Raw genomic sequence first — 17,383 nt, forward strand, 5'->3', positions numbered from 1 at the left:
CATGTCATTCGATACCCATACACGAGCCTGGGATCTGGTCCGGGACCTGGACCTCTCCGGCAAGATCTACCTGGTGACCGGCGGCACTTCGGGGTTGGGCAAGGAAAGCGCCCGCTGCCTCGCTGCCCGTGGCGCCCGGGTACTGGTGCTGGGCAGCAGCGCCGAACGCGGCAACGCCGCGCTGGCCGAGCTGCGGGCCGCCACCGGCAGCCAGTCGCTGCACTTCGAGGCGGTGCGCCTGGAGTCGTTGCGCGACGTCGACCGGCTGGCCTCAAGGCTGCTGGAGCAGTTGCCGCACCTGGACGGCGTCATCGCCAGTGCGGGGATCATGGCCACCGATTTCGCTCGTACCGACGATGGTCTGGAGCGCCAGTTCGGCATCAACCATATCGCCCACCATCGGTTGATCACCCGGCTGTTGCCGCTGCTGCGCCAGGCGGCCGCTGCCCGGGTGGTGCTGCTGACCTCGGGCGCCCATCGCCTGGCGGGCATCGATTTCGCCGATCCCAACTTCGAGCACCGGGCCTACGACCGCTGGACGGCCTATGGCCAGTCGAAGTCGGCCAACGTGCTGTTCGCCGTGGGCCTGGACCAGCACCTGGCCGAGGAGGGCATCCGCGCCCTGGCGGTGGCCCCCGGAGTGGTGGCCGGGACCAACCTGCACAATCACCTGACCGACGCCGACTTCGTGCCCTTGCTCGAACGCCAGCCCGGGCTGCGCCAGTTGACCCGGCGCAAGAGCACCGAGGAGGGTGCGGCGAGCATTCTCTGGGCCCTGCTGCATCCGCAATTGGAGGGCTGTGGCGGTTACTACCTGGAGGATTGCCAGGTGGCCTTGAGCAACGCCGATCCCCTGGATCACCTGGGCGTCATGCCCCGGGTGCGTGATGTCGCCCAAGCCCGGCAACTGTGGGCGCTCAGCGAACGGCTGATCCAGCAGGCCCTGGCTGGCGAGCCGCGGGAGGTGCGGCCATGAACCCGCTGGAGCAGGCGCTTCCCGGGTTCGATGACTTTGCCGCGCAGTTGCGCCGCAACCGCCTGCCGGACAGCCCGGCGCTGCGCGGGCGGCGCTTCGTCCTGGGGTTCGCCGAGCAGCGGGGCGAGCTGGCGTTCGATGAACAGGGCGAGGCTCGCTGGCAGGGACTGCCGTTGGCGCTGGCGGCGGGGACCGCGCAAGCCAATGTGGTGCAGGCCTGCGCCGGGCTGTTTTTCATCGACCTGCCATTGCCGGCGGCGCAGCGCCAGAGCCTGGTGGTGATCATCGACGAGCAGCGATCCCGGGCCTTGCTGGTGCATTCCTGGCTGGATACCGGGCGCAAGGCGCGCGGATTGGCCTCCAACGTCGGCCAGGCGCTGCAGCACGCCGGATTGGATGGCCTCCCGGCAGGCGCACCGCCCGAGCGCAGCGGCGAGCTGATCGGCAAGCGCGTGCTCAATCTCTATAGCCAGGACACGGCGGTGGAACATGTCTATCTCAACAGTCGCTGGTACGCCTACCAGATCCATGGCGGCGTGCGCCATGGTGACTGCGATTGCGACGAGGCCAGTTATTTCAAGCTGCGCGAGCAGTTGTACCTGGTGACTTTTCGCGAGAAGGCGGTGGATGTGGCGATCGTCTTTGTCCTCGACACCCGTGCCTGGCGCAATACCGGCATGGCCCTGGGCGAGGTGGATGGGACCTGGTTCAACGTGCCCATCGGCGCACAGGTACGACTGCTGAGCGAGACGGCGTATCCCGAAGGCATCTCGCCGCTCTGAAGGGGCGGGCCGGCTAGAGGAACTGCCGCCGGTAGCGCAGCGGCGGCACCCCGGTCCAGCGCTTGAAAGCCTTGGAAAACGCCGCGCTGTCGGCGTAGCCCAGGCTGTCGGCGAGTTCGTCGATCCGCGTGCCGGGATGGCGCATGCGTTCCAGGGCAAGGCTGTGCCGCACCTGCTCCAGCAGCTCGGAGAACACCACCTGTTCCAGGGCCAGCTTGCGTTGCACGCTACGTGGCGACAGGCACAGCTGACGCGCGATGCGCTCCAGGGAGGGCGGCTGTTCGCCCAATTGCTGTTCCAGCAGGCGCCGCACCCGCTCATGGAAGCTGCCGCTGTGTTGTTCGGCGCACAGGCCCTGGATGTGCTCGCGAAAGAACAACAGGACGTCGGCATCGCAGCCCTGGCCAGGGCACCTGTGGTCCAGCCAATGGCTGGCGAAGACGATGCCGTTGCTCGGCGCGGCATCCCGTACCGGACAATCCAGCAACCCGGCCAGGGCCTCGCGCTCCTTGGCCGTCAGTTCATGGCAGAGGTCGATCCGCTGGGCTCGCCAGTCCTGTCCCAGGCGCAACTGCAAGACATGGATCAGCATGCCCAGGCTGAACTCCACGTCCTGGCGGCAGGCACTGGCCGGGTAGGCGGGCAACTGGTAGCTGATCTGCACCTGCTCGCCGTCGATGCGCAGTTGGGTGCGGGTGCCGCCCTGCAAGGCCGTGGTGCTGAGGTTGAGCTCAAGCAGTGCGCCGTGCAGGGTCGCTTCGTTGAGGAACAGCTCGCGCAGCGGCGAGAGCACTGGGGAGCGGCTGGCAAGGCCGATGCGCGCGCCCAGCAGCGGGTCGTCCAAGGCCCGGGCCGTCTCTTCGAAGAAGCCCAGGTAGTGATCCAGGGGAATATTGTCCGCGGGTTTGAGCCCTTGCCACTGGGCCTGGGAGGGCGATGGCAGGCGCAACTGCCGTTCTTGCAGGTACTCGAGCAAGGGGCTGAGCTTCAGGCGGCGCACATAGGCGCCGACGGGGCGGGATGCAGGCATGGCGATGGCGTTTTCTTATTGTTCTGCAAGGCACGTTCCCAGGTGGTACGCGCGGTCCGGCAACCATACTAGACGAGGAGAAAAGCCCCGGACAATGGGCATCGCTCACCTGTTCTCGCCCCCTTGGGGCAGGGCGGTGCCATGCCCTGCGGGCTGCTCCGCGTGTTCCGCGCGGGGCTGTCGGCGAATAGCCAGCAGCAAGCCCATGGCCAGCAGGCTGGAGGCACCCGCCAGCAGCATGGCCAGGTGCAAACCGCTGGTCATGGCCGTGCGGTACAGCTCGCCGAACAGCGGGTTGTCCGGGGGCAACTGGTGTTCGGTCACCGCTTGGTGGGCCAGTTCGCCGGCGTTGGCCATGCCGCTGGCCCGGGCCGACTCGCTCAGCACCTGGATGGCCCGGGCACCCATCAGGCTGCCGAGCAGGGCGATGCCGATGCTCATGCCGGTCTGGCGCAGGGCATTCATGCTGGCCGAGGCGATCCCGGCGCGTTCCGGCGGTGCGCAGGCCATCACTGTCAGGCCGGTGCCCGGCAGCGCCAGGCCCATGCCCAGGCCCAGCAGCCCCAGCAACGAGCCCACCAGCCAGTAGGGAGTGTGGGCGTCGAATAGGGTCATGGCGGTCATGGCCAGGCCCACCAGGCCGTAGCCGGCCACCATCAGCCAGGACAGGGGCACGCGCTGGTTGATGCGCCCGAAGCCGATGGCTACCAGGCCGGTGACGGTGAATTGTGGCAGCAGGCGCAGGCCGGTTTCGGCTGCGGACCAGCCCTGGATCTGCTGCAGGAAGATCGAGAAGAAGAACAGGCTGCTGTAGCTGGAAAAACCGAGGATGAACGAGGCCAGGTTGGCCACGGCGAACGGGCGCTGGCGGAACAGGTCCAGGGGTACCAGCGGCCGTTGCACCCGCCGCTCCACCAGGGTGAAGGCCAGCAGCCCCACGGCGGCCACCAATAAGGTCAGCAGGGGGCCTCGGCTGGCGAAGCCTTCTTCGCCGGCGAGGATCAGGCCATAGGTCAGGGCCGCCAGCCACAACACGCTCAGTGCCTGGCCCAGCGGGTCGAGGGCGGCATGCTGTGGGTGCTTGCGCTCGCTGATTCCCCAGCACCCGAGGGCCAGGGCCAGGAGGCCGATGGGCAGGTTGATCAGGAAGATGCTCTGCCAGCCGACGGACTCCAGCAGCAGGCCGCCCACCAGGGGGCCGAGGATCAGCGCCAGGGCACTGAACGCCGACCAGCCGCCGATGACATGGGCCCGCTGGCGCAGGTCGGGGAAGGCGTGGCTGAGGATCGGCATCGCCCCGGGAATCAGCAGTGCCCCGGCCAGCCCCTGGACCGCGCGCCCGGCCAGCAGCAACCCGAGCTCCTGGGCCAGGGCGCAGAGCGCTGAACCCAGGGTGAACAACAACACCCCGGCCAGCCAGCAGCGCTTGTGGCCGAAGCGGTCGCCCAGGGGGCCGGCCGAGAGCATGAAGGCCGAGAGGCAGATGGCATAGGCGTTGACCACCCATTGCAGGCCGGCCAGGTCGGTGGCCAGGGCCTGTTGCAGGGTCGGCAGGGCGACGTTGACGATGCTGATGTCCAGCGAGGCGAGGAAGGTTCCGAGGTAGGCGGCGGCCACCAGGGCCGGGCGACGATAGCGTTCCATCAAACATCTCCCGTGGAGGGCTGGAGAGGGGCGAGGCACTCAGGTTAGTATTTCGACTGACCGTCGGTCAATGGGAAATGATAAATATTCTCAACTCTCTTTTGCCCGGCAATTGCCCTAGACTGGCGGCCCTCGCCACCACCCGGAATCGTTCATGATCGTGAAACGCCACAAGGCCCAGGAACCTGCCAGCGATTTGCCGCAGCCGCGGACCAAACCCGCCGAAGTGCGCCTGGAAGAATTGATGGGCGCCGCCCGCAGCCTGTTCCTTGAGCAGGGAGTGGAGGCCACCACCATCAGCCAGATCGTCGAGCGCGCCGGGGTGGCCAAGGGCACCTTCTATCACTACTTCCAATCCAAGAACGACATGCTGGCGGCCCTGGGCGAACGCTATACCCGGGACTTCCTCGAGTGCCTGGAGCAGGCGGTGGCGGCCTGCGCCGAGGATGACTGGGTGGCGAAGGTCAGTAGCTGGATCCGCGCCAGCGTCCAGGCCTACCTGGCCACCTACCGCCTGCACGACATCGTCTACCCCAACCATCACCACCATGAGCGCGGCAACCCGGAGCGCAATGCGATCCTGCGGCAGTTGCAGGGCATCCTCGAAGGAGGGCGGCAGGCCGGTTGCTGGCCCCTGGAACAGCCGACGGTGATCGCCTCGCTGATCTATGCCGGGGTGCACGGCGCCACCGATGACGTGATCGCCGCCCGCCAGGAAGATGGCCAGGCCCTGGCCGAGGCCATCGTCCAGGCCTGCCTGCGGATGCTCGGCGTGACCCAGCCCTGAAGTTCTTCTCGGTACAAGGAAAGACCCCGATGAAACACAGCAAACGCCTACTCGGCGCGGTACTGGCCGTATTCCTGGCGTACAAGGGTTATGGCTGGTTCTACTACGGCACGCCCTACCAGGATCGCTACTACAGTGACGACCGGGCCTTCTACTACCAGAAGTACCGGCTGTTCAGCTGGCGCGCCTGGATTCCGACCATGACCATGCCCGGCGATGGCGACAGCTCGCGCTACTCCACCGGTGGCTACCTGCGGGTGTTCAAGGCCGATGGCAGCCTGGTGGGCGAGTCTTATGACCCGTGCATTGCGGTGGTGGAGGTGTCCTGGGGCAGCGAGCACGTGGTGGGCTTTGGCTGCGACGACCACCTGATAGCGTTGACGGGCACGACCGCCAAGGACTGAAGCCCGGCGCGCTGCGGCCGAGTTGCACGTGGCCGCAGCGCAGGTTTCAGAAGCCGTTGGCCCGGGCGAAGTCCAGCCGTGGGTCGCTGATGCGCGTAAGGTTCACCGCGGCGCCCGACCAGCCACCTTCCATCTCTTCGCTCAAGTGATAGCGGCTCAGGTCGTACTGGATCGCGGTGCTGCCCAACTGCGGATGACCGACCCGGCTAGTGAGGCTCTGCAGCAGGCTGGAGATCAGGAACTGCAGGGGCGACTCGCAGGTTTTCAGGCCGATCCCGTAGTCGAAGCCCTGGTCGTCACGCTCGCGGAAATAGCCGAGGAACTTGCGTTTGTCCAGGTTGAGTCCAAGCACCCGGTTGAAGGCCTGGCGGCAGGCTTCCAGCTCTTCGCCGGCAACCCGGGGCAGGCCCAGGATGTTGTTGAGGTTCTTCAGGGCCACGCAGCCCTGGGTGGCGATCACCTCCGGCATCAGGATCACGTCCTGCTCGCCCTGGGCCAGGGGCTCGCGGTGCCAGGTGTTGAGGCTCTGGCGCAGCTTGTCCAGGCTGCCGGCGGTATAGCCGTTGTAGCCATAGATGTAGGTTGGCGGCAGCAACTGGTCGCGGACCGAGAAGGATTGCGCCGGTGGTAGGTCGGCGAAGGGTTTGCGGTACATGAACTGGCTGTAGTGGTTCATGGATTCCCGGGTGATCGACACCTTGAGGTTGCGTACCGACTTGCCGTTCTCCAGGGCCTGGAACAACTGCGTTTCGTTGAGCTGCGACTTGACCTCCACCGTGGCCACCACGCCTTCGATCAGGTACACGTCGGCCGAGCCGAAGGTGCGCAGGATGGGAAAGTCGTTGCGGTAGATGATCAGGTCGATCTGCTTGGAGATCCCGCCCTCGGCATCGACGATCTGCCCTGAGCCGATGCTGATATTGCGCGGCAGGAAGCGTTGCAGCACATCCCTGATGAAACTCTCCCGGGCGTCGCCCAGGATGGTCTTGTGGTCGGCGATGCTGCTGCTCACCGCAAAGCTGCTTTCCAGCACCTTGGCGATGGACTTGGCCCACCTGTTGATGATTGCCACGAGGTCTTCCTTGTGTGGATTGAGAGGGGTCAGGGCAGCAGGTCGAAGTGTCCGCTGGCCAACCGTTCGCCGTTGACCAACAGGTGCACCAGGTGGCGCCCGGGGTAGTGCCGGCGAGTGGTGAATTCACGGATCTGCTGCTGGCGGGCCAGTGTCTGGCGCCCCTGGCCGGGCAGGGTGAAGGTCTTGAGCTTGAACACCTTGGTGCTGGTGGCGCCCGAGGCCTTGATGTAGTCGATGGCGTAGTCCACCACCAGGCGCTGGGGCTGCGAGCTGCTGGAGACCAGTTCCAGCGCCAGCTCCAGGCGCTCGCCCAGGCGCAAGGCCGCGGGCGTGACGGTGAAGTGCGTTACCTGGACCTCAGCCCGGGCCCCGGCGCCGATCAAGGCCAGGGCCTGGCGCTCGCCCTGCTTGATCAGGCTGCGCAGGCCATGGCGGACGATCCAGGCCGTGTGCGGTTGCTCCAGCGGCCAGTCTTGCAGGCGTTGCAGCACCCACTGCGGGTGGTCCTTGGTGATGTCGTTGAGGTGGTTGGCCACCGACTTGCGCACATACAGGCTGGGGTCGTTGCGCAGTCGCTCGAGGATCGGCGCCGCCAGCCCAGGTTCGGCCTGCAGGCGTTCCAGGCGGAACGACCAGGGCAGGCGCGGGCGGCTGCCTTCGCTGGCCAGGCGGCGCACGTGTTCGTCCGGATCGCGCGACCAGTCGTACATATGCTCCAGGGTCGCCGCCTGCTGGTTGACCAGGAACGGGCGCACGGCGAACTCCGAGGAGCCAAAACCGGTGAAGAACTTCAGCGCCGCCATGGAGCGGGCGAAGTCATGGGTGCCATGGCTGGCCACGAAGTGCGGCAGGAACATGCAGACGAAGCGGCTGTCGAGCCGTGGCGCCAGGGCATACAACAGTTCCAGGCTGTGTTCGTAGTGCCCGGGCAGCACCTGGTGCAGGCTGTCGCTGACCCGCGCCAGGCGCTGCATCACCGAGAGCTCGGCCAGGCCCTGGCTGGCGCGCTTGAGAAAGCCCGGGTGATCGAACGCCGGATACACCTCGCGCATGGCGTCGGCGATATGCACCAGGCGTTGCTGGTTGAAGATTTCCTTGAGGGCTGGGGCGGCGTCGCTCATGGAGGGTTCCTGTCTGGGGAGGGGGCCGCCCAATCTAGACTGGGCGGCTGACAGAATCTGTCAGGAGAGTGCTTCAGCGCATCGGCGGCAGCAGGTTCTCTTCCAGGCGTTCGTCCTCTTCGTCGGCCTCGAACAGGCGGGCCAGTTCGGCACGGGCTTCCTGGGCAGTCTGCATGACCTTGGCCTCGTCGTCGTACACCTCATGCTGGGCGGCCAGCAATTGCTGGTCGTGCTGGGTGAAACGCTGGATCCGCGAGTCGGCCTGGACCTGGCTGAGCCCGAGGCCGATCAGGGTCCGGCGGCTCATCTCCAGGCTCGAGTAGTAGGTTTCCCGCACGGCCTGGGCGCCCAGGTCCACCAGGCGGTGCACGTGCTGGCGGTTACGTGCGCGGGCGATGACCTTCAGGTGCGGATAGAGCTTGCGCACCTGCTCGGCGGTCTTGATGTTGGTGTCCGGGTCGTCGGTGGCGATGACGAAGAACTCCGCCTGGCCGACCTTGGCTGCGCTGAGGATCTCCGGCCGCAACGGGTCGCCATAGAACACCGGGATGCCGCCGCCGAAGCTGCGGATCAGCTCGATGGTTTCCACCGAGGTGTCCAGGGCTACGAACGGCACCTTCTGGGCCCGCAGGATACGCGCCACGATCTGGCCCATACGGCCCATGCCGGCGATCACCACCCGCGGTTGGTCGGAGTCGATCCGGCGGTATTCGGCGGGCATTTCCACCGGCTTGGGCTTGGGCTTGAGCAGGCGCGAGCAGGCCAGCAACAGCAGCGGGGTCAGGGCCATGGACAGGGTGATGGTCAGCACCAGCAGGTCGTGCAGGCGCGCGTCGAACAGGCCCTGGTCGCGGCCGATCTTGAACACCACGAAGGCGAATTCACCGCCCGCCGCCAGCACCACCCCAAGGCGGATCGCATGCTCGCGGTCCAGGCCACCGGCCAGGCGCCCGACCACGAACAGCAGTGGCAACTTCAGGCCGATCAGCAGCAGGGTCAGGCCCAGCACAGCCAAGGGCGCGCTGAGTAGCAGGCTGAGGTTGGCGCCCATGCCGACGCTGATGAAGAACAGGCCCAGCAGCAGGCCCTTGAAGGGTTCGATCTGGGCTTCCAGCTCATGCCGGTATTCCGAGTCGGCCAGCAGCAGGCCGGCGAGGAAGGCGCCCAGGGCCATGGATACGCCCACCAGGTCCATCAGCCAGGCGGTACCGATCACCACCAGCAACGCGGTGGCGGTGGAGACCTCCGGCAAGCGGGTCTTGGCCACGATGCGAAACACCGGGCGCAGCAGGTAGCGGCCACCGACCACCACCACGGCGATGCTGCCCAGCACCTGCAAGCCGTGGCGCAGGTCCTCGGCGCTGCTGGTGTGGTGATCGACACCGGCCAGTACCGGCACCATGGCGATCAGCGGGATCGCGGCGATGTCCTGGAACAGCAGGATGGCGAACGCCAGGCGTCCGTGGGGGCTGGTCAGTTCCTTGCGTTCGGCCAGGCTCTGCAGGCCGAAGGCGGTAGACGAAAGGGCCAGGCCCAGGCCCAGCACCACTGCGCTGTTGAGCGTCTGGCCGAAGAGGAACAGCGCCACGCTGCCGATCACGATCCCGGTCAGCAGCACCTGGGCCAGGCCAACCCCGAAAACCGCCTTGCGCATCACCCACAGGCGTCGCGGCGACAGCTCCAGGCCGATGATGAACAGCAACAGCACCACCCCCAGCTCGGAGATGTGGCTGACGCTCTGGGGATTGCCGATCAGGCCCAGCACCGACGGGCCGATCAGCACCCCGGCCAGCAGGTAGCCGAGCACGGCCCCCAGTTGCAGGCGCTTGGCCAGGGGCACGGTGACGACCGCGGCGCAGAGAAACACGACGGCGGCTTGTAGCAGGTTGCCTTCATGGGGCATCGGGGGGACTCCTGGTAGAACGGGGCGCAGGTGATGATAAAGGCTCGTCGATGACGATGGGCAGATGGCTATCGCCAGCCTGCGCTCGGATAAAAAACGGTATGGATGTTCTGAGACTGGCGGAGTGCCTGGCAAGGCACGTCGGAATATGGGAGATGCTGGAGGGCCGGGCCGGTCAATGTGGCCACTGCTCCAGCAGGATCGCCACGAATTTTTCCGCGGCCGGCGACAGCGATGCGCCGCGGCGGTACACCAGGCCCAGGGTGCGGTTGACCACCGGCTCGGTCAGCGGAACGCTGACCAGGGTCGGGTGATCGGCGGCGGGCATGGCCAGGCTTGGCATCGCCGAAACTCCGAGCCCGGCCTCGACCATGCCCAGTGACGTGGACAGGTGCTGCACTTCGTAGAACCACTGGGGCCGCCAGCTCAAGCCGGACAGGGCATGGTCCAGCAGCATGCGGTTGCCGCTCAGGCGGCCAACGCCGATCAAGCGATAGTCGCTGAGTTGCGACCAGGTCACCGAACGGCGTCCGGCCAGTTCGTGGTCGCGCCGGCAGGCCAGAACAAAGGGTTCGTTGACCAGTGGCACGAACTCGATGTCCGGGTGCTGGCCGCTCATCATGTTGATGCCGAAATCCGCTTCGCCGCGCAGCACCGCTTCAAGGCCCTCGTTGGCACTGAGGTCGAGCAGGCGGATGCGAATTTTCGGATAGCGCTGGTTGTACAGGCGGATCACCGACGGCAGGAAATAGAAGGCCGCCGTGGGGATGCAGGCCAGGGTCACCTGACCGATCTGGCGTTCCGCCAGCTCACGGATGTTGAGGATCGAATCGTCGAAGTCGTCCAGTAGGCGGCGGGCCTTGGGCAGGAAGTCGCGGCCGACGCTGGTCAGGCTGACCTTGCGCGTGGTGCGATCGAGGAGGGCGGTGCCCAGCCCCTCTTCGAGCTTTTTCATGCGCCGGCTCAGGGCCGGTTGGGACAGGTGCAAGGCGTCTGCCGCTTCGTGGAAACTCCCCAGTTCGGCGATTTTCACGAAAGATCTAATGTCCTGGAGCTCATATTCCATGCGGGCTTCTCAAGGCGGGAGTCGGGTGGGGCGCTGGCGGACACGATATTTGACTCATGCGTTGAACGCAATAATCTCTCTGATATTTGCATTGGAAACACATTTTAATCCCTGACACTCTTGTGCCCAGAACATCAATTACCTCGATTGATCAACAAGAGTCAGTATTCATGCAACGAATTCCTTGTGTGTTGATGCGCGGCGGCACCTCCAAAGGGGCGTTTTTCCTGGCCTGGGATCTGCCGGTGGCAGTGGCCGAGCGTGATGAACTGTTGCTCAACCTGATGGGCTCCGGTCACGAACTGGAAATCGACGGCATCGGCGGTGGCAGCCCGCAAACCAGCAAGGTGGCGATCGTCAGTCCGTCGCTGCACCCGGATGCGGATGTCGATTACCTGTTCGTCCAGGTCATGGTGTCGCAGCGGCGGGTCGATACCGCGCCCAACTGCGGCAACATGCTGTGCGCTGTCGGGCCTTTCGCCATCGAACAGGGGCTGGTCAAGGCCAAGGGGGCACAGACCCAGGTGCGGATTCGCAACCTCAACACCGGCACGTTGGTCAATGCCCAGGTCCAGACCCCCGATGGCAAGGTCAGCTACGAAGGCGACACCACCATTGACGGCGTGCCGGGTAGCGCAGCGCCGGTAGCCCTGACCTTTCTCGATGCCGCCGGTAGCAAGACCGGCCAATTGTTCCCCACCGGCCAGCCTCGGGACCTGATAGACGGCATCGCGGTGACCTGCATCGACATGGCCATGCCCATGGTGCTGGTGCAGGCGGCCTGCCTGGGCAAGCGTGGTGATGAAACCCCCGCCGAACTGGACGCCGATAGCGAGTTTCTCCAGCGCCTGGAGAGCCTGCGGCTCAAGGCCGGCCTGGCCATGGGGCTGGGTGATGTCAGCGACAAAGTGATTCCCAAGCCGGTACTGGTTTCCCGGGCCCAGGCCGGGGGCACCCTGGCGGTGCGCTATTTCATGCCCCACAACTGCCATCGGGCCCTGGCCATCACCGGCTCCATCGGCCTGGCTACCGCCTGTGTCACCGCCGGCAGCGTGGTGGCCGAGATGCTGGGCGGGGTCAGTGAACCGCGCCTGGATCAGGTCCGTATCGAACACCCCAGCGGGGCGATAGATGTCGTATTGTCCTACAGCGGAACAAACCCCGAAACCATCCGGGCCTCGGTGGTTCGGACCGCTCGCCGGTTGTTTTCCGGGTATGTCTACGTGCCTGCTTCACAACGTCTTGCCGGTTAGTCGACGCGCTGTCGATCTTGATTGCATCAGTACAATTCTAAAAATGGGTGATGCCATGAAAGTAGTTAAATCGCTCTACTTCCAGATCCTCTGCGCGGTGTGCCTCGGGGTATTGGTGGGACACTTCTGGGCCCAGCAAGCCATAACCTTGAAGCCGCTGGGCGACGCCTTCATCAAGCTGATCAAGATGATGATCGCTCCCGTGGTGTTCTGCACCATCGTCATCGGTATTGCCGGCATGAACGACAAGCGTTCCCTGGGCCGCCTGCTGAGCAAGACGATGTTGCTGTTCCTGGGCCTGACGCTGATCAGCCTGTTCATCGGCCTGGCGGCGGTCTACCTGTTCCAGCCCGGTGCGGGGATGAACATCGACCCCACCCGGCTGAACACCCAGGGCCTGTCGCAGTACACCGAGTCGGCGGCCAAGCTGGGGGTGGTGGAATTCTTCATGCACATCATCCCCGAGACCTTCATTGGCGCCTTCAACAAAGGCGAGGTACTGCCGGTGCTGTTTATCGCGGTGCTGTGCGGGTTTGCCCTGTCGTCCCTTGGAGAGCGTGGCAAGCCGGTGCTGGAGGTGCTGGAGTCGGCTTCGCAGATGGTGTTCAAGATTTTTTCCTACCTGATGCGTTTTGCCCCCGTCGGCGCCTTCGGCGCCCTGGCCTTTACCGTGGGCCAGTACGGCATCACCTCCCTGGGCGCCCTGGCCAAACTGATCATGACCCTGTATGTCGCCTGCGGCTTCTTTGTCTTCGTGGTCCTGGGGGGTATTTGCCGGGCAAACGGCTTCAGCCTGTGGAAGCTGCTGCGCTACCTGCGTGAAGAGTTCCTGGTGGTGCTTGGCACCTCGTCCACGGAGCCGGTGATGCCACGCATGCTGGAAAAGCTCCAGGCCCTGGGCTGCCGCAAGAGCGTAGTGGGGCTGGTGCTGCCCACCGGCTATTCGTTCAACCTCGACGGTACGGCGATCTACCTGTCCCTGGCGGCGATCTTCATCGCCCAGGCGTGCAACATCGAGCTGAGTGCCGGTCAGGTCGTCACCATGCTGGCAATCATGCTGCTGTCGTCCAAGGGCGCCGCCGGGGTGACCGGCAGCGGTTTCGTGGCCCTGGCCTCGACCCTGACGGTGATTCATGACATTCCCCTGGCGGGCCTGGCGTTGCTGATCGGCATCGATCGCTTCATGTCCGAGGCCCGGGCCTTGACCAGCCTGGCCAGCAACGCCGTGGCAACTGTGGTGATCGCCCTCTCGGAGCAGGCCTGCGACCGCCAGGTGCTGTTGCGCACGCTCAATGGCCAGCCGCTTGCGGCCCAGGCCGCTGCCGCCGATGACACCCCGGTGACCGTCCTGGCGAGCAAGCTCGGCTAGACCAGCCGGCTGCACCGCTTTACCCCAAGTACCGACTCAACACCTGTACCGGGCGCCCCTGATCGGGGGGCGTCCGGTGCTCGGGTGGCCGTGCGCCCGCGCGCCGGCCTCGCTCATCATAAAAACAAGAGAATCGACTTATGCTCGCTTTACTCGGCCTCGCCATGGTGGTGGTCTTCACCGTCCTGATCATGACCAAACGCCTGTCGCCCATCGTCGCGCTGACGCTGGTGCCCATCGTCTTCGCGGTGCTCGGCGGGTTTGCCGGCACCACCGGCAAGATGATGCTCGACGGCCTGAAAATGGTCGCGCCGTCGGCGGCGCTGTTGCTGTTCGCCATTCTGTTCTTCGGCTTGATGATCGATTCGGGGCTGTTCGACCCGCTGATCCGCAAGATTCTCAAGCGGGTCAATGGCGACCCGACCAAGATCGCCATGGGTACCGCACTGCTGTCGCTGGTGGTGGCCCTGGACGGTGACGGCACCACCACCTACATGATCACCTGCGCGGCGATGCTGCCGTTGTACAAGCGCATCGGCATGAACCCGATGATCCTCGCCACCATTTCCATGCTGTCGTTGAGCATCATGAGTGGCATGACCCCCTGGGGCGGGCCGGCAACCCGAGCTATCGCCGCCCTGGGCCTGGATGCCGGCGAGTACTTCGTGCCGCTGCTGCCGACCATGATCGGCGGCGCCGCCTGGGTGGTGTTCACCGCGTACCTGCTGGGCCGGGCCGAACGCAAGCGCATCGGCAATACCCAGCTGCAAAGCGGCGGTGGCGACTGCTACATCAAGGCCATTCTCGAAGACACCCCGCACAAGCGGCCCAAGCTGGCCTGCGTCAACCTGCTGCTGCTAATGGTGGTGATGATCGCGCTGGTGCTGGGCCTGATGCATTCGGCGGTGCTGTTCCTGATCGGTTTTGTCCTGGCCTTGATGATCAACTACCCGCGGTTGGAAGTGCAGAAGGAGCGCATTCTCGCCCATTCAGGCAATGCCATGACCGTGGTACTGCTGGTGTTTGCCGCAGGGATCTTCGCTGGCATTTTCTCCGGCACCAAGATGGTCGACGCCCTGGCACAGACCCTGGTGGACTGGATTCCGCCGTCCTGGGGCCACCTGTTCCCCCTGGTGGTGGCGCTGACCAGCATGCCGCTGACCTTTGTCCTGTCCAACGATGCCTACTACTTCGGCGTGGTGCCGATCCTGGCCAACGCGGCGGCGGCTTATGGCATTTCTCCCCTGGAAATCGCCCGCGCCTCGATCCTCGGCCAGCCGGTGCACCTGATGAGTCCGCTGGTGGCCTCGACCTTGCTGCTGGTGGGCATGGTGGATCGCGACATCGGCGACTTCCAGAAAGCCACGGTGAAGTGGGCCGTGCTGACCTCTCTGGTGATTACCGCCCTGGCCTTGCTGACCGGCGCCCTGACCCTGTTCGCCTGACTCGTTCAAAGCCCACTTTCGTGGTCTGGCGCGCCTGCTGGCGGGGCGTCTGGCGACCTGCGCCTTGAATAACAACAACGAGAAGTACGACATGAGCCATTTGCTGATCCGCGTAATGCTTGTTCCCGGTCTGAGCCTGTTGCCCCTGAGCCTGGTCCAGGCCGCGGGTTTGATCGACGACAGCAGCCTCAAGCTGCAATTGCGCAACGTCTATTTCAACGAAAACTTCCGCGACGAACACGGCCTCAGCGCCAAGGCTGCGCGCACGGCCAAGAGCGAGCGCACCGAATGGGCCCAGGGTTTGCTGCTCGATTATCAGTCCGGATTCACCCCCGGCACCCTGGGGTTCGGGATCGATGCCCTGGGGCTGTGGGGCGTGCGCCTCGATTCCGGCAAGGGCCGCAGTGGCACGGGGCTGCTGCCGGTGCACGACGATGGGCGCGCCGCAGGCGAATTCGCCAGTGCCGGCGCCACGGCCAAGGTGCGGCTGGCCAAGACCACGCTCAAGTACGGCACCCTGCTGCCCAAGACCCCGGTACTGGTCTACAACGATGCCCGGCTGTTGCCGCAGACCTACCACGGCACCCAGTTCACCAGCACCGATATCGACGGCCTGAGCCTGACCGGCGGCTATCTGCAGCGCTTCAAACTGCGCGACTCCACCGACAGCGTGGGGCTGGTGCCCGACGGCTACAGCGGCGGCCAGTCCGGGGACTTCCGCTATGGCGGGGGCGAATACCAATGGAGCAAGACCCTGCGCCTGAGCTATTTCCATGGCGAACTCGAGAACTTCTATCGGCAGGACTTTGTCGGCCTGCAACATGACCTGGCGCTGGGGCAGGGGACCTTGACCAGCGACCTGCGCTACTTTCGCAGCGCCGATTCAGGCGCGGCGTTCGACGGCAAGATCGCCAACCGCCTGTTCAGCGGCCAGCTGACCTACGCGATCGCCGGGCATTCCCTTGGCGGCGGCTACCAGCGCCTCAGTGGCGATGCCGGGCTTCCCTATATCAGCGGCGCCACGGTCTACTCCTTCAGTAATGCCGGGATCGGCAAGTTCATCGAGGAGGGTGAGAAGACCTGGATGCTCGGCTATGGCTACAACTTCGCCAGCCTGGGTGTTCCCGGCCTGACCTTCAGCTCCCGCTACCTGAGCGGTAATGACGGTAAGTCCGGCACCCGCGTCGATGAGTGGGAGCGCGACAGCGAACTGGCCTATGTGCTCCAGCAGGGCTCGTTCAAAGGGCTGGGAGTGAAGCTGCGCAATTACGTGTATCGCTCCGACTACTCACGTGGGCGCGACAGCAACCGCCTCTACATCACTTACGACATTGCCCTCTGGTAGCGCATTTACAGCGGCTTGAAGCGTCCATCCCACTGCGGATCCAGGCGCCGTATGCGCTCGGCCAGGGGCGGGTGGGTGGCGAACAGCCGGTCCAGGCGCGACTGCACGCCCTGGTGGAAATACATGTGGCTGTATTGCGCGGCGTTGAAGGCCTTCAGGCGCGAGCCGGCCGTGCAGCCGCCGATTTTCTTCAGCGCCCCGCTCAGGCCCTGGGGGTTGCGGGTGAACTGTACGGCCGAGGCATCGGCGAGGAATTCGCGCTGGCGGCCGATGGCGGCCTTGATCAGGTTGCCCAGCAGGGTGCCGAGCGAGCCCAGGATCAGCAGGGCCAGCCACGATGATTGCCAAGCCCGGGCAATTCTGCGAAAAAGCCGCCCGCAGCCCCGCACCGGGGCAATGGTTGAAGGATGAGCACGCATGAGCGATGAGTTGCAGGTGATCGATATCCAGCTGGGCGACGGCAAGGCCGTGGTCAAGGGCGCCCTGATCACCACCCAGTACCGGGGCTTTCTGGAGGACGGCAGCAGCTTCGATTCTTCCTATGATCGCGGCAAGCCGTTCCAGTGCGTGATCGGCACCGGGCGGGTGATCAAGGGCTGGGACCAGGGCCTGATGGGCATGCAGGTGGGCGGCAAGCGCAAGCTGCTGGTGCCGGCGCACCTGGGGTATGGCGAGCGCGCCGTGGGTTCGATCCCGCCCAACGCCAACCTGGTGTTCGAGATCGAACTGCTGGAAGTACTGACCCGCGATGACTGATCCAGAACACGCGGTCCTGCCGGCGAACAAGGCCTGCCCCGTGGTGTTGCGCCAGGGCGCAGGCTTGGAAATCCTGGCCTTCGAGCATCCGTTGGCTGGCCTGCAACTGGTCAAGGGCAGCATCGAGGCGGGTGAAGCGTCGGCCGCGGCGGCGGTCCGCGAGCTGGCGGAGGAGGCTGGGGTCCAGGGCATCGCGGTGCGCCCGCTGGGCATCTGGCGGTCCGGATTCCCCGGCCAGGTCTGGGCCTTCCATGAGTGCCAGGCGGCCCAGGCGCTGGCCGAATCCTGGAGCCACCGTTGTGGCGATGACGGCGGCCATGAGTTCAGCTTCTTCTGGCATCCCCTGGCCGAGGCGCCATCAGAGCAATGGCATCCGCTGTTCCAGCAGGCCCTGGCCTTTTTGCGCGAGCGCCTTGCGGGCAATTGA

General features: G+C 65.3%; 17 protein-coding genes. 10 read left to right on the forward strand and 7 right to left on the reverse strand.

Annotation, left to right across the window (positions count from 1 at the left end):
• The first annotated feature begins 1 nt into the window (after position 1).
• Positions 2-976, forward strand: coding sequence for an SDR family NAD(P)-dependent oxidoreductase (locus tag I9018_RS11930; protein ID WP_241109551.1), 975 nt, complete (start codon positions 2-4; stop codon positions 974-976).
• Positions 973-1,758, forward strand: a complete 786-nt coding sequence (locus I9018_RS11935; RefSeq protein ID WP_241109552.1) for a MoaF C-terminal domain-containing protein — start codon at positions 973-975, stop codon at positions 1,756-1,758. The genes I9018_RS11930 and I9018_RS11935 overlap by 4 nt, the downstream gene beginning before the upstream one ends.
• A 13-nt stretch (positions 1,759-1,771) precedes the next feature.
• On the opposite strand, the gene I9018_RS11940 is transcribed toward I9018_RS11935, so the two are convergent.
• Positions 1,772-2,788 carry an AraC family transcriptional regulator gene (locus I9018_RS11940; RefSeq protein WP_241109553.1) on the reverse strand — a complete coding sequence of 339 codons (1,017 nt, stop codon included), beginning with the start codon at positions 2,786-2,788 and terminating at the stop codon, positions 1,772-1,774.
• 105 nt (positions 2,789-2,893) lie between these two features.
• Entirely contained in the window at positions 2,894-4,432 is a 1,539-nt protein-coding gene (locus tag I9018_RS11945; protein ID WP_241109554.1) for an MFS transporter, read from the reverse strand.
• A gap of 154 nt (positions 4,433-4,586) precedes the next feature.
• On the opposite strand from I9018_RS11945, the gene I9018_RS11950 reads away from it, so the two are divergent.
• Both I9018_RS11950 and I9018_RS11955 read left to right on the forward strand, forming a co-directional pair.
• Complete coding sequence (locus I9018_RS11950; RefSeq protein WP_241109555.1) at positions 4,587-5,219, forward strand: TetR/AcrR family transcriptional regulator; 633 nt, start codon at positions 4,587-4,589, stop codon at positions 5,217-5,219.
• A 29-nt stretch (positions 5,220-5,248) separates the two neighbouring features.
• Positions 5,249-5,623 carry a hypothetical protein gene (locus I9018_RS11955; protein WP_241109556.1) on the forward strand — a complete coding sequence of 125 codons (375 nt, stop codon included), beginning with the start codon at positions 5,249-5,251 and terminating at the stop codon, positions 5,621-5,623.
• Positions 5,624-5,669: 46 nt separating this feature from the next.
• On the opposite strand, the gene I9018_RS11960 is transcribed toward I9018_RS11955, so the two are convergent.
• The 4 genes from I9018_RS11960 to I9018_RS11975 form a co-directional block, all read right to left on the reverse strand.
• Positions 5,670-6,695 (reverse strand): DUF6602 domain-containing protein, encoded by a 1,026-nt coding sequence (locus I9018_RS11960; protein ID WP_241109557.1) that lies wholly within the window; start codon positions 6,693-6,695, stop codon positions 5,670-5,672.
• A 29-nt stretch (positions 6,696-6,724) separates the two neighbouring features.
• Entirely contained in the window at positions 6,725-7,819 is a 1,095-nt protein-coding gene (locus I9018_RS11965; RefSeq protein ID WP_241109558.1) for a DNA alkylation repair protein, read from the reverse strand.
• A 73-nt stretch (positions 7,820-7,892) separates the two neighbouring features.
• A complete protein-coding gene (locus I9018_RS11970; protein ID WP_085596516.1) occupies positions 7,893-9,722 on the reverse strand; it encodes a monovalent cation:proton antiporter-2 (CPA2) family protein in 1,830 nt (609 codons plus the stop codon).
• A 175-nt stretch (positions 9,723-9,897) separates the two neighbouring features.
• The gene (locus I9018_RS11975) at positions 9,898-10,788 is read right to left on the reverse strand and encodes a LysR family transcriptional regulator (RefSeq protein ID WP_185700273.1); all 891 of its coding nucleotides are present in this window, start codon (positions 10,786-10,788) and stop codon (positions 9,898-9,900) included.
• Positions 10,789-10,958: 170 nt separating this feature from the next.
• Here I9018_RS11975 and I9018_RS11980 point away from each other — a divergent pair, with 170 nt between their 5' ends.
• The 4 genes from I9018_RS11980 (at position 10,959) to I9018_RS11995 (ending at position 16,200) form a co-directional block, all read left to right on the forward strand.
• Positions 10,959-12,041 (forward strand): 4-oxalomesaconate tautomerase, encoded by a 1,083-nt coding sequence (locus tag I9018_RS11980; RefSeq protein ID WP_241109559.1) that lies wholly within the window; start codon positions 10,959-10,961, stop codon positions 12,039-12,041.
• 43 nt (positions 12,042-12,084) lie between these two features.
• The gene (gene dctA / locus I9018_RS11985) at positions 12,085-13,410 is read left to right on the forward strand and encodes a C4-dicarboxylate transporter DctA (protein ID WP_241109560.1); all 1,326 of its coding nucleotides are present in this window, start codon (positions 12,085-12,087) and stop codon (positions 13,408-13,410) included.
• Positions 13,411-13,550: 140 nt separating this feature from the next.
• Positions 13,551-14,855, forward strand: a complete 1,305-nt coding sequence (locus tag I9018_RS11990; RefSeq protein WP_241109561.1) for a citrate:proton symporter — start codon at positions 13,551-13,553, stop codon at positions 14,853-14,855.
• Between the two features lie 91 nt (positions 14,856-14,946).
• Positions 14,947-16,200, forward strand: coding sequence for an OprD family porin (locus I9018_RS11995; RefSeq protein WP_241110131.1), 1,254 nt, complete (start codon positions 14,947-14,949; stop codon positions 16,198-16,200).
• Positions 16,201-16,205: 5 nt separating this feature from the next.
• Here I9018_RS11995 and I9018_RS12000 read toward each other — a convergent pair whose 3' ends face one another.
• The gene (locus tag I9018_RS12000; protein WP_241109562.1) at positions 16,206-16,619 is read right to left on the reverse strand and encodes a M48 family metalloprotease; all 414 of its coding nucleotides are present in this window, start codon (positions 16,617-16,619) and stop codon (positions 16,206-16,208) included.
• Here I9018_RS12000 and I9018_RS12005 point away from each other — a divergent pair.
• Complete coding sequence (locus I9018_RS12005; RefSeq protein WP_241109563.1) at positions 16,618-16,956, forward strand: FKBP-type peptidyl-prolyl cis-trans isomerase; 339 nt, start codon at positions 16,618-16,620, stop codon at positions 16,954-16,956. The genes I9018_RS12000 and I9018_RS12005 overlap by 2 nt on opposite strands.
• Before the next feature lie 16 nt (positions 16,957-16,972).
• Positions 16,973-17,383 (forward strand): NUDIX domain-containing protein, encoded by a 411-nt coding sequence (locus I9018_RS12010; RefSeq protein ID WP_241110132.1) that lies wholly within the window; start codon positions 16,973-16,975, stop codon positions 17,381-17,383.

Origin of the sequence: Pseudomonas sp. MPFS (genome assembly GCF_022537035.1) — a bacterium.
In the GTDB taxonomy this organism is placed as follows: Bacteria; Pseudomonadota; Gammaproteobacteria; order Pseudomonadales; family Pseudomonadaceae; genus Aquipseudomonas; species Aquipseudomonas sessilinigenes.